We start from the raw sequence: 23,006 nt of genomic DNA, 5'->3' as shown, positions 1-23,006 counted from the left end.
GCTTCCCCGGCAGGTGCGCTCGACCGCCTCCGAGGCCGGCGCTAGGGGGCGCGACGCAGCCGCTCTTTGAGCTGCTCGATCCGCTGCACCGGCAATGGGTCCACGCTGTGCAAGAAGGCGGTGTAGAGGCTGGTGTAGTCGACGAGAAGGGTGACGCCGAGCAGCCGCCCCAGCCGCTCCGGGCCCGAGGACTCCAGCCACTCCGCCCCGGCGAGATGGGGTGAGAGGAGCTCGGCGGTGAGGCGAAGCCGCCGGCGCACCGGCTCGGGGTCCTCGGGATCGGCGAGGCAGACGAGCCGAGTACGGCTGCAGATCGCCTCCGGCAGCGGCGCCGCCATGATCTCGTTGTGGTTCATTTCGGGGACGACGCTGGCGAAGGCCAGGGTCTTGGCGTTCTCGTGCAGCTGCGCCTTGAAGCGGCGGGCGGCAGGCTCCAGGAGACCCTGGCCGCTCACGATCCACACCAGATGACCGGCGCAAGCTCGGGCCAGCTGTTTGGCGCGGTTGTCCGCCTCCGGCTTTTCCGGTGCGAAGGTGGGCGCGAGCGCTTGGAGCTGCCTCGCTGCCGCCTCGAGCGCCACGGCCGGCGATTCCTGCAACAACCCCGCCGCATGCAGCACCCAGAGCAGCGCCACGAGCGAGTGCCCGAGGGCGGAGCGCGGCTGCAAACCGCCGGGCAAGGGGAGCACCGGCACACCTTCCGCCGCAGCGAGGCGAGCGAGCTCCCCTCCCGTGGTGAGACAAAGACGTGCGGCATCCCGCGGCGCCGCGCTGAAGGCGGCGAGGGTCTCTTCCGTGTCACCGGAGTAGCTGGAGAAGACGAAGAGCGCCGTGGCCCTTGCCCAGGGCGGCACACCGTAACCGCGGTGCACGACCACTCGCGCCCCTTGCGGGGCGGCCCAGGCGGCAGCGTAGTCGCCGCCGATGGCCGAGCCGCCCATGCCGCAAACGAGGAGCTCGGTCCAGCGGCCGCGTCCCGGCAGCGCTGCCAGCGCCTTGCGGGCCGGCGCCGCCAGGGCTCCGGCTTGCGCCAGCTGCCGCGGCAGATCCGCCACCTGGCGCAGCATGCCGCCAGGATCCGCGGCAGCAAGACGATCCACGTCGTCGAGATTCACGGAGCTTCCTCGCTCGTCTCCGCCGCCACGAGCTCGGGGAAGCGCTCGTGCATGACGGAGGAGACGAGGCGGCGGATCTCCGCCGCGGTGGAGAGACCGAGCGCCTTGCGCGCCAGCATCTTGGCTTCGTCGTAGGTGATGCCCCGGATGATGCGCTTCACCTCCGGGATCATGTACGCACTGATCGAGAGCTCGTCCAGCCCCAGGCCGACGAGGAGCACGCTGTAGAGCGGGTCGCCGGCGATCTCGCCGCACATGCCCACCCAGATGCCGTGGGCGTGCCCGGCGTCGACGGTGTTACGCACCAGACGCAGCACGCTCGGGTGCATGGGCTCGTAGAGGTAGCTGATCCGGGCGTTGCTCCGGTCCACCGCGAGGGTGTACTGCACCAGGTCGTTGGAGCCGATGCTGAAGAAGTCGGTCTCCTGCGCCAGGAGATCGGCGATGGCGACGGCCGCCGGCGTCTCGATCATGAGACCCACTTCGATGTCCGGGTCGAAGGGGCGGTTCTCCTCCTGCAGCTCGCGACGCACCTCGTCCACCAGGGCGCGGGTGGCGCGCACCTCCTCCAGGCCGGTGATCATGGGGAACATGACCTTCACCTTCCCGGCCACCGAGGCGCGCAGGAAGGCGCGCAGCTGGGTGCGCAGGATGTCGCGCCGCGTCAGCAGGAAGCGGATGCCCCGCCAACCAAGGAAGGGGTTGAGCTCGCTCTTGCCCGGGCCCAAGTAGCTGGCGAACTTGTCGCCGCCGATGTCGAGGGCGCGGAAGATCACCGGGTCCGGCGCGATGGCCTGGGCGATCTGGGTGTACTGCTGCACCTGCTCTTCCTCGCTCGGCAAGGCGTCGCGGGTGAGAAAGAACCACTCGGTGCGGTAGAGGCCGACCCCTTTCGCCCCTTTCGCCAGGGCGAGCTCCGAATCCTCCGGCGTCTTCACGTTGGCAGAGAGCTCGATCTTCCGCCCATCCCGGGTGATGGCCGGATAATCCTTCAAGGTGAGCAGCTCGCGCTCGAGCTCGTGGAAGCGCTGTCGCGCTTCCTCGTACTCCTTCCGCGAGGCTTCCGTGGGCCGCAGCACGACGAGCCCGGCGTGGCCGTCGATGAGGATGGCATCACCGTGGCGCACCTGATCGCACAGGCCCTCGAGGCCGACGACGGCGGGGATGCCGTAGCTGCGCGCCAGGATGGCGGCATGGGAGGTGCGCCCGCCGAGCTCGGTGGCGACGCCGAGGACGTAGCGCCGGTCGATCATGGCGGTGTCCGAGGGGCTGAGCTCGCGGGAGATCAGGATCGATTCGGCGTTGAGAGCGCCGAAGGACGCCGGCTCCAGGCCGATGAGAATGTGCAGCACCCGGCGGCGCACGTCTTCCACGTCGGCGCGGCGCTCGCGCAGGTAGGAGTCGCCGATGCTGTCGAAGGATTCGAGGATGCGGCCGATGACGCGGTTGAAGGCGAACTCGGCGCACATGAGATCCTGACGCACCAGGGTCTCCGTGTCGTCGATGGCCTTGGTGTCCTCGAGGATCAGCAGGTGAGCATCGAAGATCTTGGCGTGATCCTCGCCAATCTTCTCCGCCAGCCGCATGCGGCTCTCGCGGATCTCTTCACGGGCGCGGTCGAGGGCGGCGTGAAAGCGTCGGAGCTCCTCGTCCACCCGTTCCGGCGCCACGACGTAGTTGGGTGCCAAGATCTCCCGCGGGCGCTGCACGTAGGCATTGCCCATGGCGATACCAGGGGAGACGGCGACGCCGCGCAGGCGCAGTTCCTTGGCGGGACGAGGCATGCCTCACGGCTCCTCATGAAAGCCCTGCTCCACGAGCTCGCACAGCGCCCGCACCGCCTCGACCTCGTCGGGGCCGTCGGCGCGGATGATGAGCGGCGTTCCCTGAATCGCCCCGAGCGTCGCCAAACCGAGGATGCTCTTGCCGTCCACGGGCGGCACTTCCGGCGTCGACACCAGGATCTGCGCCTGGAAGCGGGAGGCCAACTTGACGAAGGTCCCTGCCGAACGCAGGTGCATCCCCAGCGCGTTGCGAATGCGCGTCTCGGCCTGGGTCATCGCCACGTGCCCGCTCGAGGGATTCACTCGGGGCGCCGCTCTGAACGGTCGTCCCCGCGTACGGCAGGCGGCGCAGCGCCACCCTGCAGCGACACGCGACTCCAGACGAGAGCCGCCGCCACGACGCATGGTAACCGACTGGCTGCGCCTGCCGCCAGCGCGCCCCCGCGTCGCTTTCATGCGTCGCCCAGACTCTGGACCAGTCTCGCTTTCCACGGCACACGCGGTTCGAGGGTGCGCAGGAAGAGAAAGGCTGTGCCCTGGTAGACGCGCTCGAAGCCGCTCTCCGAGGTGGACACGGTTTCGATGGGTGTGCGCCAGACTTCCATCGGCTCGCTGCACGCGAGGCGCACGCGGATGCCGCTCCAGGCGTCGACGAGATCGAGGCGCTCGACGCCGTGGAGGACGCCGCGGCTCGCCAGATGACCCGGATCGAGACGCACGCCGTTCGCCTCCAGCCAACGGTCCGGCGCTCGTCCGGCCAGCAGATTCGCGGCGAGCTCGACGCCGAAGCGGCACTCCGGCGCAGCCTCGCCATCCAGCCACACCTCGTATTCCGCCTCCAACGAGGCGCCCTGGAGCCGGAGACGACGGCTGACGACGAGCTTGCCGGACGCCGGCGCGCGCAACGGCACGGTGCACTCGAGGCGGACGCTGTCTCCCTCCAGACGCCAGTCGTAGGCTTCTGCCCAGGGCGAAGCCAGCTCGGGAAGCGCCGCCTTCTCCCAACTCTCCGAGGTGGCCGAGGCAGGCAGCAAGTGATCGATGAACGAACCCTTGCGGTAGGCGTCGTAGAGTAGGGCCTTCTCCAGCTCCGGTTCCTTCGCCACCACCAGGTCATGGATGCTGACGGTGCCGGAGGCGTCCGCCGCCGCCTTCTCGCTTCCACGGCGCAAGCGCTCGTGGTAGGCCTCGGGACGCCGCGCCAGCAGGTCGAGGACGTTGAAACCGCGCTGGCGGTCGTCGAGCTCGAAGACGGCGCCACCGCTGTCGGGCTTGAGCACTGCCAGTGCGCGTGTCGTGCGCAGCACGATCTCGGGCCTGCCGTCCACGTCGTAGTCCAGGACTTCCGTGGCGTGGCCGCCGTCTCCATCCAGGAGCGCTTCGGCGCGGACGATCTCGTGGTAGAGCGCCGAGCGCAGATGCGGCAAGTAGAGGCCGCCGAAGAGACCATGCCAGTAAGCGTCATTGCTCTGGCTACGGAGGAGGTGCTCCGCCGCCTGCTGCACCTCGCCGTTCCGTGACTCGCCGCGGGCGCGGGCCAGAGACAAGCGCCGGCTCAAGTGCATCATCTTCTTGTGCAGCCAGTTGCCCTCCGGATAGCGCGCCAGGAAGTTGCGCCAGAAACCGCCGCGGACGAAGTCCTGCAGCGCGGCGCCGCCTTCCTGCGCCGCCAGGAGCTCTCGCGCCGCGTGCAGTTGCGCTTGCGCCGGCACCGGCAGGGCCCACTCCATCATCTCGCTGTAGGAGGCCGTCGGCAGGTAGATGCGTCCCCGCGCCGGGTGGGTCGTCAGGCTGTCGGCGAAGGTCGTGGTCTGCAGCCAGTCGCTCTGCGCTTCGACGGCGGTGAAGAACCGCTCGAGCCAGCCCTGCTCGTAACAGCGCGCGTGCGTTCCCGGCCAGATGCCGAACTTCTCGCCGTCGTCGGCGTGCACCATCAGGACGCCCTCGCCCGCCTGGGCTTGCTGGCGCAGATACTCCACCGCCTCCTCGGGCTCGGCGAAGGGCAGCAGGTAGCGCAACCGCTTGGCAATGGGGAAGACGCGGAGCAGGTTGCCGTTGTCTTCGGTGAGAAACGAACCGAGGAGCGACGACGCGGGCCAACCGGCGCTCTGGAAGTGCGTGTCGTCCACGACGGTGTACTGCAGACCGGCGCGCGCCAAGGTCTCCGCCAGCTGCGGCTCCCAGACGCGCTCGGCGAGCCACGCCCCCCGCGGCACCACGCCGAAGCGCGACTCCAAGAAGCGCTGGAGGCGCGCGATCTGCTCCTGCCGATCCGCTTCCGGGATGGCCACCAGGATGGGCTCGTAGAAACCGCCGGAGAGCAGCTCCAGCTGCCCGCGTCGCACCAGAACGCGTACTTGCTCCAGGTATTCCGGATGGTGGGCCTCCATCCATTCCCACAAGACACCGCTCTGATGCAGGCAGGCACGCATCTGGGGATGCCGCGCCAGGACGGCGAGCATGGGCGCATAGGCCTGGGTGTGGGCATGCTCGAAGACGTGGTCGAAGTTCCCCACCGGCTGGTGGTTGTGGAGGGCGAAAACGAAGGCGGTGCGAGACATGCGCACCTTCCGTTACGGCCACAACCGGGACAGGCTCCCGGCGTCGACGGAAACGCTCGAGCTCGCCGGCAGATCCTGCGCCTCGAGCTCCACACCGCGGGCGAGAAGGGCGCGCAAGGCCGCGGCATCGGCGGCAGAAGGATGAATGTAATCGAGCAGCACCTTGCCCCCCGGAGTGTGGAGACCCCCGAGCTGGATGCGTCGCACCGGAGCGCCGGCTTCCACGAAGCGGAGCGCGTCGGCGCAGGACCCCAGGACGACCAACGTCCGCACCACGGCGCCGCTTTGCAACGCCGCCGCGGCGGCACTCACGCTCTGCACGACGATCTCGTAGTCCCCCTCGGCAAGGTCGCGGTAACGCGCCGCCTGCGCGGCGTCGGCGGCGACACCGTCATGGGCCAAGACGACGCGGCGGGGCGCGAACTTCGTCCCCCAGGTCAGCAGCACCTGCGCATGCAAGAGACAGTCGTCGATACGCACCAGGAGCTCGTTCACGCTCCCGGTCCCTTCAGGAGCTGCACCGAGCTCCTGCCGCGCTGCAGCAGGCGTTCCACCATCCGGTCGAGGTCGTAGTCCTCGCGGCGCAGGAGGAAATCCACCAGCATCGGCAGGTTGACGCCGGCGATGATGCGCACGTTCGGGAGATCCTGCAGCGCCCCGAAGCTGGAGGTGGCGCAGCTGCTGCCCCGGGAGTCCACGAAAACGATGGTGCCCGTCGCCCCGAGGCGCTCGATGGCGGCCCGCACCTTCGTCGTCATCGTCTCCAGCGAGCAACCCTCGTTGGAAACCGCCTCCAAGGCCCGGACGTCTCCCACCACCTGGCCGGCGGCGGCGCGCAAGGCCTCCGCCAGCGGCCCATGGGTGACGATGACGCCGGCCAGGCGGGGCGCGGGCGTCTCATTCTTTGTCGTTGGCAAGATACTCCTCGAGGTGCGCGCGGGCCTTGGCATTGCTGACGATGCGCTCCTGGAGGTTCTCGGCCGCATTGAAGCCATAGGTGCGCAGCATGTGATCCAGCGCCACCACCTCCGCGAGCACGGTGACGTTCTTGCCCGGGAAGATGGGGATCACCACCGTGGGGATGGAGACGTCCAGGATCTCCGAGGTCATGCGTTCCAGGCCGTGGCGATCGTAGTGCCGGTCCGGGCTCCACTCTTCGAGACGCACCACGACCTCGATGCGCTTCTGGATGCGGATGGCCCGGATGCCGAAGATCTCGCGCACGTCGACCACACCGATGCCGCGGATCTCCATGTTGTGCTGCAGCATCTCGCGGCCGCGGCCGATGACCACGTCGTCCGCTTTGCGCACCAGCTCCACCACGTCGTCCGCCACCAGTCGGTGGCCGCGCTCCACCAGGTCCAAGGCGATCTCGCTCTTGCCGATGCCGCTCCGCCCGACGAAGAGGAGACCGACGCCATAGACGTCCACCAGCGAGGCGTGCACTGAGTCGCGGGGGGCGAAGAAGTCGGTGAGGTACTCGGTGAGGGAGTGGAGAAACGGCGTGGTCGACAAGGGCGTGCGCAAGAGTGGCACGCGGCGCTCCTCGGCGCGCTGCTGCAGGTAGGGCGGCACCGGCAGCGCCTTGGTGATGATGATGCAGTTGAGCCGAAACTTCAGCAGCCGGTCGATGGCGGCGCGCTGGGCGCTGTCGGCCATCGTCTCCAGGAAGGTGATCTCGGTCTCGCCGAGGATCTGGATGCGGTCGTCCAGGAAGTTGCGCGTGTGCCCCGCCAGGCACAAGCCCGGGCGGTTCACCTCGCGCACGGTGATCTCCCGCTCCGAGGCGGCGCTGGCCGTGAGCAGCTCGAGCTTGTAGACCTCGAGCCGCCGCTCGTAGAACGTCTGCACGGAAAGCACACGCACGGGAAACCTCCCGGAAAGCCATTGTAACAACGCCCGCCCCCTGCGACCACGACGGGTGCACTGGGCGTCTGGAGTCGGGCGCGCGCTTCTAGTGCGTGGCGTGGAGGTTGAGCACGCCGTAGTTGCCGTCGCCGCGCTTGAAGACGATGTGGATCAGCTCGCTGGAGCGGTTGGCGAAGACGACGAAGGTCTCGTCCACTTCCTCCAGCCGGAGGATGGCTTCGTCCACCGTCAGGCTCTCGATGGGGAAATCACCAGCCTGGAGGATCTCGTGCTCTTGCGGCGTGCGCCCCACGGTTCCGGCCCGCAGCACGCGCAGCGTGCCGCTCACCGGCCGGCCGTTGGTGCGGGCGGCCTTGGCGCCGGCGCGCCGCCGCGCCGTGGTGCGGCGGTCCTTGAAGCGGGCCAGCTGCTTCTCCAGCTTGTCGCCCACCCGGTCCAGGGCCGAGTACATGTCCACCGCGGTTTCCTTGCCGGTGAACTCCTTGCCCCGTGTGTGCAAGACGATTTCGGCTCGGTAGCGGTGCTTCTCCGCGCTCAAGGTCACCAGGGCCGAATGGATCTTGTCCATGTACCGATGCAAGCGGCCCAAGCGCGCGTCGATGTATGTGCGCAGGGCAGGGGTGACCTCGTAGTGGCGACCCGTGACCGAGACTTGCATGGCAACACTCCTTTGCGGCGCATCCCCGTCGGGATGACTTGTTCGCGGCAGGGGGAGAAAGCAGGCGTAAACGCGAAGCCGGAGACCTGCGGTCTCCGGCAGTCTTCCGGCGCGCTGTTCCTGAGACGGGCGGTCAGCCCTCTGTTCCACGCTGGGCTCTCGCGCACTGGCATCGAGCGTTCGCCCCTCGAAAGGCTGCGAAACCGACGCGACCCGGGGCTCCGTCAGTACTGCTTCCGCAAGCGGGCGGGCAGGATCCTCAACTGCTCGCGGTACTTCGCCACCGTGCGGCGAGCGATGATCAGCCCGTCCTGCTTGAGAATGTCGGCGATCTTCTGATCCGAAAGCGGCCGCCGCGCGTCTTCCTTGCCGATGATATCCAGGATGCGCGTCTTCGCCGCCTTCGCCGACACCTCGTCTCCATCCTCGGTTTCGAGGCTGGAGGAGAAGAAGTACTTCAGTTCGAAGACGCCTCGTGGCGTCTGCACATACTTGTTCGTGGTGACGCGACTCACCGTACTTTCGTGCATTCCAATTCTACTGGCGACCTGCTGCAGGGTCAAGGGGCGCAGGAACCCCGGGCCCTTCTCGAAGAAGTCGCGCTGCTCGTCCACGATGCACTCCATGACCTTGACCATCGTTTTCCGCCGCTGCTCGATGGTCTGAATGAGCCAGCGCGCCGAGGACAGGCGCCCGAGGATGAAATCCCGGGTCTCCTTGTTGCCGTTGGATGGCCCGCGATCGAGCTCGCGCTTGTAGGCGCTGCTGATGCGCAGGCGCGGGATGTTCTTGTCGTTGAGGAAGACCACGTAGTCGTCGCCGACGCGTTCGACGATGAGGTCCGGCGTGATGTAGCGGACCTCGTCGGTCATGAGCTCCAACCCGGGCTTGGGGTCGAGATCCTTGATGGCGTTGGCGTGCTCCTGCACCTCTTCCACCGAGATGTGGAGCTTCTTGGCGATCTCGGTGTACTTGCGCTGCTTCAGCGCCTCGAAATGGTTGCGGACGATCTCGGCGGTGATCGAGTCTGCCAGGCGGCGGTGGCGCAGCTGGATGAGCAGCGCTTCCTGCAGGCTGCGGGCGCCGATCCCCACGGGCTCCATGCTCTGGATGTAGCCCAGGACGCGCTCCACCACCGCTTCTTCCGCCTTGAAGGTGTTGGCCACCTCGACGAGGGAGCAGGTCAGGTAGCCACTTTCGTTGAGGCTGCCGATGAGGTACTCGCCGATGCGCAGCTCCATCGGGTCGCTGGTGAGGATGCGGAGCTGGCTCAAGAGCGAGTCCACGAAGGAGGTGCGGGCCACGGGGACGCGCTCGAAGAACTCCTCCTGCTGATCCTCGCTGCGCTTGTAGCCCAGGTCGAAGCCTTCGTGGAAGTACTCGTCCCACGATTCCTCGGGATCCTTGTCACCGTTCTCCGACTCGGCGGGCGCCTCGGCCGTCTCCGGCACCGGGCTTTCCTCCGCCGTCTGCGCCTCGGCCCCCATCTCTTCCTCGTCCTCCTCGACCTCTTCCACTTCCTCCAGGAGCGGGTTCTGCAGGATTTCCTGCTTGAGGATCTGTTGTAGTTCCAGCGTCGGGACCTGCAGGAGCTTCAACGCCTGCTGCAGCTTCGGAGTCATGACCAGGCGCTGCGTCTGCCGCATCTGGAGGCCGAACTTCATCTCCACGATGGTGCCGCCCTTCGCAGGATTAGAGTTGGAACCGTTCCCCCAAATAAATCTTGCGCGCCTCGGGGTCCGACGCAAGATCGTGGGCCGTTCCCGACAGCAGAATCTTTCCTTCGTACATGATGTAGGCGCGATCGGTGATCCGCAGGGTCTCCCGGACATTGTGATCCGTGATGAGGACACCCATGCCACGATCGCGCAGCTGGCCGACCACCTGCTGGATGTCGGCGACCGCGATGGGATCGATGCCGGAGAACGGCTCGTCCAGGAGCATGAACTGCGGATCCGTGGTGAGGGCGCGGGAGATCTCCACGCGCCGCCTTTCCCCACCGGAAAGCTGCGTACCGCGATTCTTGCGCACGTGGGTGAGGCGCATCTCCTCCAGCAGGGCTTCCATGCGCTGGGTGCGCTCGGCGCGCGGCAGGTGCAGGGTTTCCAGAATCCCTAAGATGTTGTCCTCCACGCTGAGACGCCGGAACACCGACGGCTCCTGTGGCAAGTAACCGAGGCCGCGGCGGGCGCGCTTGTACATCGGCAGCCTCGACACGTCCTCCTCACCCAGGAGAACTTGTCCGGAATTGGGCTTGATCATGCCCACCAGCATGTAGAAGGTCGTGGTCTTGCCGGCGCCGTTCGGCCCCAGCAGCCCGACGATCTCGCCGCTTCGCACCTGCAGATCGATGCCGTCCACGACGCGCCGGGAACCATAGTTCTTCGTCAGCTGGCGTCCCTCGAGGACGCCGGCCCGGCGATTGCCGTTCGTCTTCATCGTGGTTCCGCGCCCACCGGCCCCGTGAGGCTGGGATTCTGGATGTCCACGAGGTCGAGGTTCGGGTCGGTCGTGAGCCCCCGTCCCGTGAGCACCTCCGGATCGTCGCGGCGGGTGATGCGCACCAGCTCTTCGGAGCGGATCTTCTGGTTCTCCCGATCCCAGTAGAGCGATTGCGTCTCCAAGCGCGCACCGTCCGTGGTCTCCACCACCACGTCGCCCTTCGCCGTCATGCGGCCCCCTTCCAGGAAGCCTTCCCGGGCGGTGAGCACCGAGACCACCCTGCCGGCGTCGTAGAACTCCACGCGGACCTGCTCGGCCCGGGTCTCGTCATCGTCGTAGGCACGGGCGATGCGGGCGTGGAACACGTAGCGCACCTGGCCGCTGTCGCTGGCGGTGGTCGTGAAGTTGCGCGTCACCTGGCTCGCCCCGTCGCCGGCACCCACGGTGTCGGTGTTCTCACCGCGCCCACACCCAGCTGCCAGCAAGGCGGCGAGCAGCCAGATTCCCCGACGCTTGTTTCCTGCTTTTCCGTGCATCCTCCGCCAATCTTCCCGGCCTCTCTACAGGTACTAGCAGATGCCGGCGGTCGCGTCAAGCAACACCCGTGCCAAATCATCTCTTCTATGCCAAAATGATAATTTACAATGGTTTGCAAACTCAGGAGGGGGCGACTTCCGGGGCGCTCCCGCTCAGCCTGGACAATCTCCGTGCGGTTCGTGGACTCCCCGATGGTCCCGGGTGGAGGCGCCGCTCCAGACGCGCAACCAGACGGCGCTCCGGCGCCGCCAAGCCGAAGAGATCCTCCACGCCGCGGTCGAGCCGCGCCCTGCCGCTCTCCGGGGCGCCGGACCTTTCGATCTCCTGCACCAGACGAAGGAGCGCCGCCGAGGGAGCCCGCTGCGGCCAGGGCAGGCGCCGCAAGTAGGGGGCATTCAAGCGCAGGTAGCCCCCCGACTGGGCGACGCCGCCGAAGAGACCGCGATAGAGCACGGCATAGAGGCGCGAGTTGAGCAAGGCCAAGAGCAGCGCCCGGCGAGAGTCGGCGCGCCCGCTGACAGGAACGAAGTACACCCGTCCGAGCAGATCGCCACGGGCATCGAAAGCGGCGTGGAGACGGCGGAACATGCCCGGGATCACCACCTTGGGAACCTTCTGGCGCGCCAGGGTGCGGCGCCCGAGGTCCAGTTGCTGCGGCGCGAAACGGCGGCGGCCGCGCACGCGGAACGGACGGATGTCGCCGCTGCAGATGATGCGATCCCGACCTCGATCCATGGCGCGCTGGAAGCCCGGGACCGCGAGACCGCAACCGACGGGGACCGCGTCGCCCAGGCGGGGTCCTGCGAGTAAGCGCCGCAGCAGCGGCCAGGAGTCGGCGGGGAGATCGAGGGGCACGACATGGCGCGGCAGCGCGAGAAGAGCCTCCTGTGGCCAGCGCGTCCGCACCGCTCCACCGCCGTGATGCACGGCGACGGTGTCTCCCGCGGCGGGACGCCGGTGGGCGACGACGAGGATGACGGGATAGGCGGCGTGGGCGCTGAAGACGCCGTCGCCGGCTAGATCCCAGACTTCCTCGAGGCGGAAATCCTGCAGCAGACGGTGGCGCAACGCGGTGGCGTAGTCCGACGCCAGCAGCTTGTTCGGCACGATGACGCACAGCCGGCCGCCGGGACGCAACACCTCGAGCAACCGTTGCACGAACAAGGCGCTCAGATCGGCGCGCCCCATGCCGCGCAGGTGCGAGTGCAGCTTGCGGCGGTAACCAGCGCTGAGCGCGCGCGCCGCCACCCAAGGAGGGTTGGCGATGCAGAGGTCGAAGTGCGACGGGGGCGCATAGTCCAGGAGGAAATCGGCGTGCAAGATCTTCCAGCCGACGAGGGCGGCGCCGGCGGCGCGGTGGACTTCCTCCAGAGCTTGCGCCCAGCGTGCGGCAGCGACGTCGGTTTCCACCCCTTCGCAGCCCAAGCGGAGTCGGCGGCGCGACGCTTCGCGCAGCGCCGCGGTCAGCAGGCGTCCGGAACCGCAGCCCGCGTCCAGCAAGCGCAACGGCCGGTTTCCATGCGGGCCACGCAGGAGACGCTCGGCCATGAGGCGGGCCACGCGCGCCGGCGTCGCCACCACCCCTTGCCGCGGTACAGCGACGGTGCCTTGCAGCTCACGCGCGTCTTGGAGCCGCTCGATCCAACCCCAGAGCGCCGCCGGCGAGTCGGCGTGACGTTGCACCAGCGCTTGTATGGCTCGAGGCAAGAGTTCGAGCTCTCGACCGCGCCGCCGCACCATCCGCACCCCCGCCGACTTTCCGCAACGATGGAACACAGCGAGTAAAGGCGGCCAAGCGCGTCCAGGTCAACAGATTCCGTGGCATGTCTCGTGCTGACGGGAGTGCACCGGAGAATTTCCATGCCGCGAAGTCAGGACCGCTCCACTCGCCACCTTCTGGGTGTTACGCCCACCGGCACGCCTCGCGGCGCGCGGCGGCGTCGGGCGCCGACGCGCCTGGACGGCAACGCCACGCGGCGCCTGGAGCGCCGGCGCCGACGCGACGAAACGGCGGACGCCCTGGCGGCTCTCGCTTTCCTGCTGCATGCGAAGGACCTCCCGGCGCTGCTCGATGCCATCGTGGCCGGCGCCGCACGCCACACCCGGGCCCGCGAAGTGGAACTGCACCTGCACGCGCTACCGGCGACCCACGCCGTGCGGCGCGTCGCTGCGCCTGGCAGCGGTCGAAGCAGCGGCAGCGCGCCGCCGCAACGCCTGGTCTTGCCGCTGCGCGATGGCGACGAGCGTCTGGCGACGCTGCGCTTGCTGGCGCCGCGCAGCACGCGCTTGGAGGCGCTGCACTTCTTCCTCGCCCAGGCGGGGCCGGTGCTCGGACACACGCTCCGCCGCTGGCAAGCGCTGCAGGAGGCCGAGCGTTATGAAGCGCTCTTGCAGCACTTGCCGGACTGGTGCGTCCTCGTGCTGTCACGGGATGGCGTGGTGCGCGAGAGCCGCGGTGGTAGCACGCTGCTGTCCGGGGCCGACCATTGGATCGGCCGGCCGCTGGAAAGTCGCCCAGGAGAACCGGGCGTTCTGGCGCTGCCTCGCCCCCGAGTGCGCCAGATCCTCGCCAGCGCCCGCCGCTCCGGCCGGGCGGAGCTGGAGGCGCAGGTGCAGGGACGCAACGGCGCCACCGACGTGCACCTCACGCTCGTCTCCCTCGGGAGCGAGGGCGAACTGCTCTGCGTGCTGCGCGACCTGTCGACCATGCGCGCGATGGAAAAGGCGCTGCTGCGCCGCAACCAAGAGCTCTCCGAGGCGGCGGAGCGTTTGAAGGAAGTGGACATGCTCAAGAACGAATTCTTGAGCAACGTCTCCCACGAGTTGCGCACCCCGCTCACCGCCATCATCGCCTACACCGAGGCGTTGCTGCTCACACGGCCCGAAGAGGAGAAGCGCGAGCAGTTCCTGCGCGTCATCGCCGAACAAGGGCAGAAGCTGCAGAAGCTCATCGCCGGTCTCCTGGACATCGCCAAGCTCGACTCCCTGGCCACGGAGCTCAAGCTACAGCTCGGCTCGTTGAATCAGGTGATTCAGGCTGCCGTGGTCACGGTGCGGCCCACAGCCGACAAGAACCGCATCTCCATCCACCTCGATCTCGACCCGGAGCTGCCCCTCGTCTACCTGGATGAACTGCGCTCGCAACAGATCGTCTGGAACCTGCTCACCAACGCGATCAAGTTCTCGCCCCCCGAAGCGGAAGTGCGGGTCCGCACCTGGAGCGAAGAGGGCGTGGTCTGGGCGGCGATCACCGACGCCGGCATCGGCATCGCCCCGGAACACCACGGGCTCATCTTCGAGAAGTTCGTGCAGCTCGACGGCTCGACCACGCGGCGCCATGGGGGCGTCGGCCTGGGCCTCGACCTGGTGCGGCACCTGGTGGAGCTGCACGGCGGTCAGGTGCAGGTGGAGAGCAGCCTCGGGAAGGGCGCCACCTTTTCCTTCTGCATCCCGGTGGAGAAGCGCCGCCGGCCCCGCGGCGCGCAGCCGCGCTCGGAGCGCGTCGGCCGCGCCTCCTGAGGCGGAATCCCCTTGCAGCCGCAACGAGCCGTCTCTACCGTGGCCCGGGAGGTCATCGTGTCGCCCCGGGTCGAGCCTTCATGAACCTGCGTCTCGTGGCCCACATAGGGGTGGCGCTGGCTTCGCTCTTCTGCGCCTTCTTCGCCTTCTCCTCCAGCCTCGACACCGGTTTCTCTGGCGCGGACTTCGCCGTCCTCGAGCCCGCTCTGCGGGTGCGCAGCGCGGCCGATGCCATCACGCCGCCCTGGATCCCGCCGTTCGAGCGCCCCCTTTCCCAGCTCGCCTTCGCCGGCGAGGTCTCGCTCTGGGGATTGCGCGCACCGCGCTATGTGGTCACCCACATGGTGCTGCATGCCGCGAACGCCACGCTGCTCTTCGCGCTCTTCCGGGGCCCCCTCGGATCGGCCGTGGCGGCAGGCGCCGCGATCCTCTTCGCCCTGGCCCTCGGTTTCTATGGTGAGAGCGTCTGGCGGCCGGCGCACCTGTCGATCCTCCTCGCCACCACCTTCGTCCTCGGCACGGGCATCGTGGCGCTCCGGGCCCAGCTCGAGCGCACCCCGCGTCGCCGTTTGCTGGCGACACTCCTCACCGCCGAGCTTTTCCTTTTGGCGCTTTTCTGCCACGAGGCCGGCGCCATGGCGCTGGTGATGCTGGGGGGCCTCATGTGGCCCCACCGCCGCAGTCTATCCTCGGTGCTGCGCAAGATGGCGTTCCTCGTCATCCTCGGCAGCGGCGCCGTGATCCTGCAGCTGCTGCGCGGCCAGGGCGCCGATGAACTCCTGTTGAGCGCCTCGACCTGGTTGTCGCTTCCGGTGCGGGTGCTGCGACTCCTCTCCCAGATGTTGCTGCCCCTCGCGGTGCAACCCGTCGAATCAGCTTCGGAGGCACTGCTGCCGCGAGTGCTCACCCTCGTCGAGCAGACCCGGCCGATTTCGGGACTGCTCTTCCTCGGGGCCGGGGCGCTGTGGTTCGTCAAGGGCGGCGGTGCAGTGCGCTGGCTCTTGTCGTCGTATCTCGCCTTCCTCGTACCGCTGAGCTTGCATCCGCTCACGCAGGCGCGACTCGACCTCGGCGAGACCTGCTTGCCCGCCGCGTTCCTCTGCGGCGCCGTCGCTCTCGGCTTCCACCGGCTCTGGCACCGGGTGGGCACCGCGGGCCGGGTCCTGCTGGCGCTCGTTCTGGTAGGCATCCTCTACGGCGACCTCGCGGTGGTGCGGCGTTATCAGGCGCAGGCCGCGGCCGCCGGGCGGAGCGCCGAGAGCGAACTCAGACTGCAGGCGCTGCGGCAACAGCGCGAGGCTGCGCCATACCCATGAGCCTCTCGGCACGCAGGTATTGGATCTTCGACATGGACGGAACCCTGACGGTCGCGGCCCACGACTTTCCCGCCATCAAGCGCAGCCTGGGGCTCGACCCACAACGGCCGATCCTGGAGCAGATGGCCGCTCTCCCTGAGCGAGAACGGGAGGCGCGGTTCCAGCGACTCGACGCGATCGAGCTCGCCATCGCCCGCAGCTCGAGGACACAGCCAGGGGCGCTGGAGCTCTTGAGCCTCCTGCATGCAAGCGGCGCCCGGCTCGGCATCCTGACGCGCAACAGCCACGCCAACGCCATGGAGACCCTGGCGCAATGCGGGCTGTCTTCCTTCTTCCCCGCGCCCTTCGTACTCGGCCGCGAAGCTTGCGCTCCGAAACCGAGCGGCGACGGCATTCGCAAGCTCCTGCAAGCCTGGGACGCCCGTCCCGAGCAGGCGGTGATGGTGGGCGACTTCCTCTACGACCTGCAGGCCGGACGCGAGGCCGGAACCTTCACGGTGTATTTCGACATCGGCGGCGAAGGCGAGTATGCGGCGCAGGCGGATCTCTGCGTGCACACGTTCTTCGCGCTGCGTGATCACCTGAAGGGATGAAGGTCGACGCTGTGGCTGCCATCGACTCGCGGGGTCATCGCGCCCCCCAGCCTGGAAGAGCCACGCCCAGGCCGCTATGATCACACTGGCTTTCACCGCCTTGTCCTCGGGGTGAAGTTGCAACACCGAAATGCGAGGGAAGTTGCGTCTCCGCCAAGGCTCACTCGCCGACGTCAACACCCTGAACCGCCGTTCCGGTCTCGCCAGTCTGCCGAGCGAGATCCAACGCGACGCCGGCCGGCGCCTGGCCACGGCGGCGTGGGTGTGGATCGGTCTCTGGAGTCTGGGGCTGGTGATGAACAACATCGTCGGGCCGTGGCTGTCGCCGGAACGCCCCCTGGACGATGCCTGGCCCTGGCCGGGCAATCCGGCCGCCCTGGGTTGCATCCTCGTCTCGGTGGCGGTGATTTTCGCGACCCGGCGGGCGTCGCTGTCGCTGGCTCGCCTCCTCGATCTCGCTCTCGTTTACGAGGTGGTGCTCGCCTTCGCCATCGGTCTGGTGAACCAATGGACACCGAACACCGCAGGGCTCTCCTGGATCTGCGCCCTTCTTCTCGTGCATCCGCTGCTCGTCCCGAACACCGTGCTCCGCACCGTGGTCGCATCTCTTTTGGCAGCCGCCATGGACCTCGTCGGCCTGGCAATCACCGGCGCCCGAGGCGTACCCCTCCCACCGGGGGAGGTGATCCTGTGGACGTACTTGCCCAACTTCATTTGCGCCTTCCTGGCCATGCTTCCCGCCAAGGTCGTGGCGCGGCTCAGTCGAGAGGTCACGGCGGCTCGCGAGCTGGGCAGCTACAAGCTCGGCGAGCTCCTGCGCAAGGGCGGTATGGGGGAGGTGTACCGCGCGGAACACCGCCTGCTCGCGCGTCCCGCGGCCATCAAGCTCGTCCGGCCCGAGCTCCTCGGCGTGCCGCTCGCAGAGCGCCAGCAGGTGCTGCGGCGCTTCGAGCGGGAGGCGCAGGCTACGGCACGCCTGCGCTCGGCGCACACCATCGCCGTCTACGACTACGGCATCGCCGACGACGGCACCTTCTACTATGTCATGGAACTCTTGGATGGGTTCGACCTGGATACCTTCGTGCGGCGATTCGGTCCGGTGCCCGCGGCCCGGGCCGTGCACTTCCTCACCCAGGTGTGCGACTCCCTGGCCGAAGCGCACGAGAACGAGCTCATCCATCGCGACATCAAGCCTGCCAACGTCTTCGCCTGCCATTACGGCCGGACCTTCGACGTGGTGAAGGTGCTCGATTTCGGTCTGGTCAAGCCGGCTCGCCCCGCCGACGGCATCACGAGCGCTACCGATGCCATCGGCGGTACGCCGGGCTTCATGGCCCCCGAGCAAGTGCTCGGGATGCAGCCCGTGGACGCCCGCACCGATCTCTACGCAGTCGGCTGCCTCGCCTACTGGCTCCTCACCGGTCAGCTCGTGTTCGACGGCGCGAGCGCAGTCGACGTGATCGCCCAGCACGCGCGCACACCACCCACTCCGCCCTCGCAGCGCACCGAGCTCCCCATCCCCTCGGCCCTCGACAGCTTGATCCTCTCCTGCCTGGAGAAGGAACCGGCGCGCCGACCTCAGAGCGCCGACGACCTCCTCGACTCGCTCCGCCGTTGCGGCGTGGAGCCGTGGACCGAGGCCCAGGGGCGCTCCTGGTGGCAGGCGCTGGTGCCGGAGAGCGCGCGCAGCAGCGTGCCACCCAGGAAATGGCTGCAGGAGCAGCGCTGAGCGTCGGGACGGCTGCTCTCGAAGCAGCGCTCCTCACGTCACGGCCGCAAGTTCAATTCCCCTCGCCACGATGGGCTTATCTCGGAGTCCCCCGGCAGCGGAAAACGCCGAGAACTCAGGCACGCCCTCACCCTCGGGCATGGAGAATGGTGAGCGGTCTCCTTCCCTCCTCGACACCAGCCAGCGGAAAACGCCGAGAACTCTGGCACGCGCCTCCGCAGATGGAAAACAGTGAGAGGTTGCCGGCCCGAGTAGCCGACAATTCCTGCACTCGTTTCGGGCACTGTCTCGGGAGCCTGCACTCAATCAGTGCACCTATGCGCCAGGGGCTCCCCGACACGCCGCCACCGCGCTCCTCGAGTGCTGTCGCGGTTTCGACTAGAAAGATCCGTGCCGGTCAATGAAATGAGACGAGTGGATGTTGGCTTGGGAACGAGGAGCCATGCCCAGCTGCTCGTGAGCAAGTGAACGAGCGCTTGCCGAAGTCATCGGGGGTTTCGAATTCGAGGCGGGTTCGGGGGTGCAATTCGAGCGGGGTTCCGCCGCCTGTCGGGGCAACCCTGATGGGGCCGCCCCTGAGGCGGGTGTAGCTCCTGTACGCGCCACCAGCCAGCCCTCGACGCATTAGCGTAGTAAAGGAGATCTCTACTGGGACTTGCTATCTGGATACCAGCAACCCGGGTACGAACTACATCGTTGCCGAACTGGGTACCCTACCGTCGATCGCGGGGGCGGAATTCTCCGTGACCGGCTTGCCACCCGGAGCCACGGCCGGTGGTGACGCCTAACCCTGCGGCGATCGCCATCGGTGACCCGTTCGGAGATTGGTGCGCCATGAGCTTCAGCGATTGCCCGGGCACCGCCTACGGCGCCGTCCTGCTTTACACGGTGACGATTCTCGCTCCCCCGGGGCAGTCGCCGGTCTATGCCTTGCAGGTCACCGGCCACCACACGCCGAGCAATCCGGCGATCGATGGTCCTGTCGTCCACCGCTGCAACTCGCCGTTGTTCACCGCGGTCTCGGTCCAGGGTGGCTCGACCTCACCGGGTCCGCTGCTCCCGGTGCCTTCGGATCCACTTCCGCTGGATGCGGCGGTCAACGTAACCCGTGAACCGCAGTTGACCTGGGGATCGACGGGGCCATCTTACTGCTGCGGTATCGGCACGGCGTACGTCAATGTGTACTTCGGGACCACCCCGGACCCGCCGCTGGTGTGCCTCGCGCTGGAGGATTGCCAGCCTTTCACTCCCGGACTCCTGGAGCCGGAAACCACCTATTACTGGCGAGTCGTAGCGAGCCCCGACCAGGATTGTGGCAAGGTCTCGGGTCCGGTCTGGCGTTTCACGACGGGTACGACGACGGTCGCCGTCCAGTCGACGCACTGGGACGTGGTGAAGCGACTGTACCGGGAGTAGGCGAAGTGCGGATGCCTGGCGTGGATCTCGGGGAGAGCTAGAAGTCCGCGCCGACAGCGACACTCGAGCCGCGCCGCGTGTGGCCCGTGCGCGGATCGTAGAGTTGCGCCCAATCGAGGCGAAGAATGTAGGCGCCGAAATCGATGCGCGTGCCGAAGCCGTAGGCCACCTGCGGCCCCAGATCCACGTCCATCCCCGCGGCCGCGCGGCTGGTGCGAAGCCACACGCTGTCCCAAGCCGAGCCGGATTCGGCGAAGAGAACGCCGCGCACGTTGCCGAGCTCGAGCGGCAAGGGCCAGCCGAGGGCGAGGTAGCGCAGGAGTGGGAAGCGGAACTCCAGTCCTGCGAGACCAGCGTGAGTTCCCGCGAGCGCGCCGTAGGCGTAACCGCGCAGCGTGTTCGCTCCACCCAGGAAGAAACTCTGCGGCGTCGCCCCCCAGCTCCCGGCGAGGTAGCCACGGGCGGCCAGCGTGAAACTGGCCCCGAAGCTCCAGTACTGCCGCCAGTCGAGTTCGAGGGTGCGGAAGTCGAGCTCGCCGAAACCGGACTCGAGGCCGAGGCGCAGGCGACGCCCCATGATCGGGCCGGTGGAACCGAAGAGCGCCGTGTCCACCACGTAGGCGAGCCCGGGGCCCGCGAAGCTGCGTAGCTCCTGCACGCTCCCATCCCCCAAGGTCTCACCCAAGAAGAAGCGGCCGCGAACAGCGGCGAGCTGCATCGACATTTCGACACGAGAGAACTTGTCGAAGGGACGGATCGCGGCGGCGCGCACGCCGAGATACGTCTGCTTCTCGACTCCGGCTACCGCGGAGGCCAGGAACCCGTAACGCCGCTGGTGCTGGAAAACGCCGAACTGGTAGTTCGTTCGTCCCGAACGGTTCAGATACTCGAGGGAAAGATCGGAATCCTTGAGCGAGCCATAGATGCCGAAGCCCACACTGAGCAAATGATCGCCGAGGAGGTCACTGAAGTGGATGAGCGAGGCACCGCCGAAACCGCCCTGGCTTCCCACGACCCCTGCTACCTGCGAGACATCGGGGGCGAGGTGCGCATGGTACGGGCGCTCGACGAAATCCATCGCTTCGGGCGCCGGCAGCAGCACGCCTGGCGGCGTCGTGGCCGCCGCCGGCGAGGTCATGCCGGCGCCGGGGTGAAGGGCCGCCGATGCTGCGCCAGCGGCCGCGCTGGAGTCGCGAGCAGCCGAGGCTGGCGCGATACCGTCCCACGCAAGCGAGGACGGCGCCATGGTGTCTCGAGCAACCGAGGACGGCGCGATGGAGTCGACCGACACGGTCTTCATCGCGAGGGAGTCGCGAGCGACGGAGTCCGCCACTGTGCTGACCGCGCTCATGGAGTCGGGAGCGACAAGGCCTGCCGCCTCCGTCGCACCGTGTTTCGTGACGAGGTTGGCGATGGCGCCTTCCAGGGGACGCATGACGCTGGCCGGGCGGTCGATACGGAAGATGTCCCAGCCGCTGTTACCGAAGGCCGAGAACACCAGGCGATCGCTCCCCCGGGCCCAGGACAGGGCCGGACTCTCCGGCAAGACGCCACCCACACCGGTCACCGTGTCGGTGAGGCGGAAGACGTTCGACGTCGCGAGGTGCAGCACATAGATGTTCGGGATGCCGTCCGGGTCGGCGATGAAGGCGATCGAGCCGCCGTCTCCGGACCAGACAGGGCTGGCAGCGGCACCTGTTCTGAAGGGGCGTAGCAATTCGCGTCTGCCGCTCTCCAGCTCCAGAAGAGCGATCTTCCAAGTGCCGAAGCGCAGTGCCTCGAAGTCCGCGTCCTCACCGTCATCGGTGACGTAGACCAGTTTCCGGCCGTCCGGTGACCACTGCGGATCCCGCTCGCCGGCGCGGTCGGCGGTGAGCCGGCGCAGATCGGTGCCATCCCTGCGGACGCGATAGAGATCGCTCTGCCCACCCTCGAGACCGACGAAAACCAGCTCGCCGCCGTCCGGCGAGAAGGTCGGAGTCTGCAGCTCGTCGAGACCAAAGCGATATTTGGCGACGACACGTCGGCGCTGCACGTCGAGGAGATTGAGGGCGTCCTCGCCGCGCGACTGCGAGACGAAGGCGAGGGTCTTGCCGTCGGGCGCCCAGGCGGCGCTGGCGTTGAAGAAACGCAGCGATTCGAAGTCTCCGCTCTGCTCGCCGTGCACGACCCGGCGCGAGCGCCCTTCCTCCATATCGCGGACATAGAGGTCGCGGGTGAGCCCGGCGTCGCTCACGTAGGCCAGGTAGCGGCCGTCCGGCGAGATGCTCGGCACGAGGAGCATGCCGGCGTTCTCGCTCTCTCGGGTGACCACCGGGGTGGCGTACTCGCGGTTCAGCTGGTGCTGCCCGAGCTCGGGCAGGTGCCGCCGGCGCACGGCCGTGGTCCACGCCTCGGAGAACTGCTGCAACGAGACGCCGGCGACATCCTCGAACGCCCGCTCCAGGCTGCGACTGGTGGCGAGCGCACGCAGCAGGTCGCCGATGCGGCGGCTGCCGTAACGCTCGGCGAAGTAGGAGAAGACGCTCTGGCCGAAGCGGTAAATACGGATGTCCTGGACTTGCTCCAGCTGCGGCAGCGACAGGAGCCGTCCCGAGAGGGCCGCATCGCGCAGCCACATGGCGGTGTAGCTGTCCTGCTGGGGCCGCGACAGGTACTCGGCCAGGCCCTCCATCACCCAGAGCGGCGGCGCGAAGGCGAAGGGATTCAGCGGATCGCCCTGGGTGGAATCGAAAAGAATGTCGATCTCGAAGGCATGCACGAGCTCGTGGGTGAGCACGTGCTGGAAGTCGCCCCAGGAACCGTTGAAGGGCAGGAAGACGCGCCGCCGCGCCAGATCGGTGATGCCCCCGGTGCCGACGTCGATCATGGACGGCGTGATGTGAGTCTGCTGGAAGTCGGAGTGCGAGGCGTAGAGGACGAGGGGAATGCGCCGCGGCAACTCGTGACCGAGGACGGCGGCGAGCTCGGTGTAGGCCCGTTCCGCCAAGCGCGCCGCGTCGTGCACCATGGCCGCTTCACCGGCGTAGAAGTGCACGTCGAAGTGCCGGGTCTGCAGGACACGCCAGTCCTGCTCCTCGTACTCGACCTTGTTCTTGCCGAAGTACTGCAGCTGCGCCTGCGCCGGTACCGCGACGAGGCCGAGGAGCAAGAACCCGAGGTGTCGAGGGAAACGCAAGCGGTCCTCCGTGGAGGCGCCCGGGTGGGCGCGTCACGACACGAAGGACACCCGGTTCAGTATACCATCAACGCAACGCGCGTTTCTACAACCGGTTGCGGACCAGCCCCGGCTCCGCTGCGGGATACCATGGCACCTTCTCCGCAAGACCGGTGCAAGCAGCGGAACCAATTGCTGGAATTTCCCCGGTCGTCACGAGCGCTCGGTCGGTGGTGGGTTGGGGGCCGACGCCGACAGGTGGTGCGTCGGGGGAGGCGCCGACGGCGTGGTAGGTGGGGGCGCCGACAAG

Annotated in this window: 18 protein-coding genes; 5 read left to right on the top strand and 13 right to left on the bottom strand. The window is 67.9% G+C overall.

Annotated features, from left to right (window positions below; all coding sequences use genetic code 11):
- Positions 1-41: 41 nt before the first annotated feature.
- From VFE28_01985 to VFE28_01930, 12 genes are all read right to left on the bottom strand, one after another.
- Positions 42-1,115 carry a bifunctional phosphoglucose/phosphomannose isomerase gene (locus VFE28_01985; protein HZM14746.1) on the bottom strand — a complete coding sequence of 358 codons (1,074 nt, stop codon included), beginning with the start codon at positions 1,113-1,115 and terminating at the stop codon, positions 42-44.
- Positions 1,112-2,899 carry a phosphoenolpyruvate--protein phosphotransferase gene (ptsP, locus tag VFE28_01980; protein HZM14745.1) on the bottom strand — a complete coding sequence of 596 codons (1,788 nt, stop codon included), beginning with the start codon at positions 2,897-2,899 and terminating at the stop codon, positions 1,112-1,114. The genes VFE28_01985 and ptsP overlap by 4 nt, the downstream gene beginning before the upstream one ends.
- A 3-nt stretch (positions 2,900-2,902) precedes the next feature.
- Complete coding sequence (locus VFE28_01975) at positions 2,903-3,202, bottom strand: HPr family phosphocarrier protein (GenBank protein HZM14744.1); 300 nt, start codon at positions 3,200-3,202, stop codon at positions 2,903-2,905.
- Between the two features lie 149 nt (positions 3,203-3,351).
- A complete protein-coding gene (locus tag VFE28_01970) occupies positions 3,352-5,460 on the bottom strand; it encodes an alpha-amylase/4-alpha-glucanotransferase domain-containing protein (protein HZM14743.1) in 2,109 nt (702 codons plus the stop codon).
- 12 nt (positions 5,461-5,472) lie between these two features.
- The gene (locus VFE28_01965) at positions 5,473-5,955 is read right to left on the bottom strand and encodes a PTS sugar transporter subunit IIB (GenBank protein HZM14742.1); all 483 of its coding nucleotides are present in this window, start codon (positions 5,953-5,955) and stop codon (positions 5,473-5,475) included.
- A complete protein-coding gene (locus tag VFE28_01960; GenBank protein HZM14741.1) occupies positions 5,952-6,377 on the bottom strand; it encodes a hypothetical protein in 426 nt (141 codons plus the stop codon). The genes VFE28_01965 and VFE28_01960 overlap by 4 nt, the downstream gene beginning before the upstream one ends.
- Positions 6,358-7,326: an HPr(Ser) kinase/phosphatase gene (gene hprK / locus VFE28_01955; protein ID HZM14740.1), complete on the bottom strand. Its 969-nt coding sequence runs from the start codon at positions 7,324-7,326 to the stop codon at positions 6,358-6,360. Before hprK ends, VFE28_01960 begins: the two co-directional genes overlap by 20 nt.
- An 88-nt stretch (positions 7,327-7,414) precedes the next feature.
- A complete protein-coding gene (raiA, locus tag VFE28_01950; protein ID HZM14739.1) occupies positions 7,415-7,987 on the bottom strand; it encodes a ribosome-associated translation inhibitor RaiA in 573 nt (190 codons plus the stop codon).
- A gap of 224 nt (positions 7,988-8,211) precedes the next feature.
- Positions 8,212-9,651, bottom strand: coding sequence for an RNA polymerase factor sigma-54 (gene rpoN / locus VFE28_01945; GenBank protein HZM14738.1), 1,440 nt, complete (start codon positions 9,649-9,651; stop codon positions 8,212-8,214).
- A gap of 28 nt (positions 9,652-9,679) precedes the next feature.
- Positions 9,680-10,426, bottom strand: coding sequence for an LPS export ABC transporter ATP-binding protein (gene lptB, locus VFE28_01940; protein HZM14737.1), 747 nt, complete (start codon positions 10,424-10,426; stop codon positions 9,680-9,682).
- Entirely contained in the window at positions 10,423-10,965 is a 543-nt protein-coding gene (lptC, locus tag VFE28_01935) for an LPS export ABC transporter periplasmic protein LptC (protein ID HZM14736.1), read from the bottom strand. The genes lptB and lptC overlap by 4 nt, the downstream gene beginning before the upstream one ends.
- Before the next feature lie 121 nt (positions 10,966-11,086).
- On the bottom strand, positions 11,087-12,706 hold the full coding sequence (locus VFE28_01930; GenBank protein ID HZM14735.1) for an N-6 DNA methylase: 1,620 nt from the start codon (positions 12,704-12,706) through the stop codon (positions 11,087-11,089).
- 120 nt (positions 12,707-12,826) lie between these two features.
- Between VFE28_01930 and VFE28_01925 the strand changes: the two genes are divergently transcribed.
- The 5 genes from VFE28_01925 to VFE28_01905 all read left to right on the top strand — a co-directional run bounded on the left by VFE28_01925 (position 12,827) and on the right by VFE28_01905 (position 19,539).
- On the top strand, positions 12,827-14,485 hold the full coding sequence (locus VFE28_01925) for an ATP-binding protein (GenBank protein HZM14734.1): 1,659 nt from the start codon (positions 12,827-12,829) through the stop codon (positions 14,483-14,485).
- Positions 14,486-14,565: 80 nt separating this feature from the next.
- Positions 14,566-15,801, top strand: a complete 1,236-nt coding sequence (locus VFE28_01920; protein ID HZM14733.1) for a hypothetical protein — start codon at positions 14,566-14,568, stop codon at positions 15,799-15,801.
- 32 nt (positions 15,802-15,833) lie between these two features.
- The gene (locus tag VFE28_01915; protein HZM14732.1) at positions 15,834-16,394 is read left to right on the top strand and encodes an HAD family hydrolase; all 561 of its coding nucleotides are present in this window, start codon (positions 15,834-15,836) and stop codon (positions 16,392-16,394) included.
- A 142-nt stretch (positions 16,395-16,536) separates the two neighbouring features.
- Positions 16,537-18,123: a serine/threonine-protein kinase gene (locus VFE28_01910; protein HZM14731.1), complete on the top strand. Its 1,587-nt coding sequence runs from the start codon at positions 16,537-16,539 to the stop codon at positions 18,121-18,123.
- 774 nt (positions 18,124-18,897) lie between these two features.
- Entirely contained in the window at positions 18,898-19,539 is a 642-nt protein-coding gene (locus VFE28_01905; protein HZM14730.1) for a hypothetical protein, read from the top strand.
- Positions 19,540-19,576: 37 nt separating this feature from the next.
- On the opposite strand, the gene VFE28_01900 is transcribed toward VFE28_01905, so the two are convergent.
- The gene (locus VFE28_01900; GenBank protein HZM14729.1) at positions 19,577-22,717 is read right to left on the bottom strand and encodes a BamA/TamA family outer membrane protein; all 3,141 of its coding nucleotides are present in this window, start codon (positions 22,715-22,717) and stop codon (positions 19,577-19,579) included.
- Positions 22,718-23,006 lie beyond the last annotated feature (289 nt).

Source organism: Candidatus Krumholzibacteriia bacterium, from assembly GCA_035649275.1.
In the GTDB taxonomy this organism is placed as follows: Bacteria; Krumholzibacteriota; Krumholzibacteriia.
Note: the sequence above shows the minus strand (reverse complement) of the source record. Positions and strands in the feature narration are given on the sequence as shown.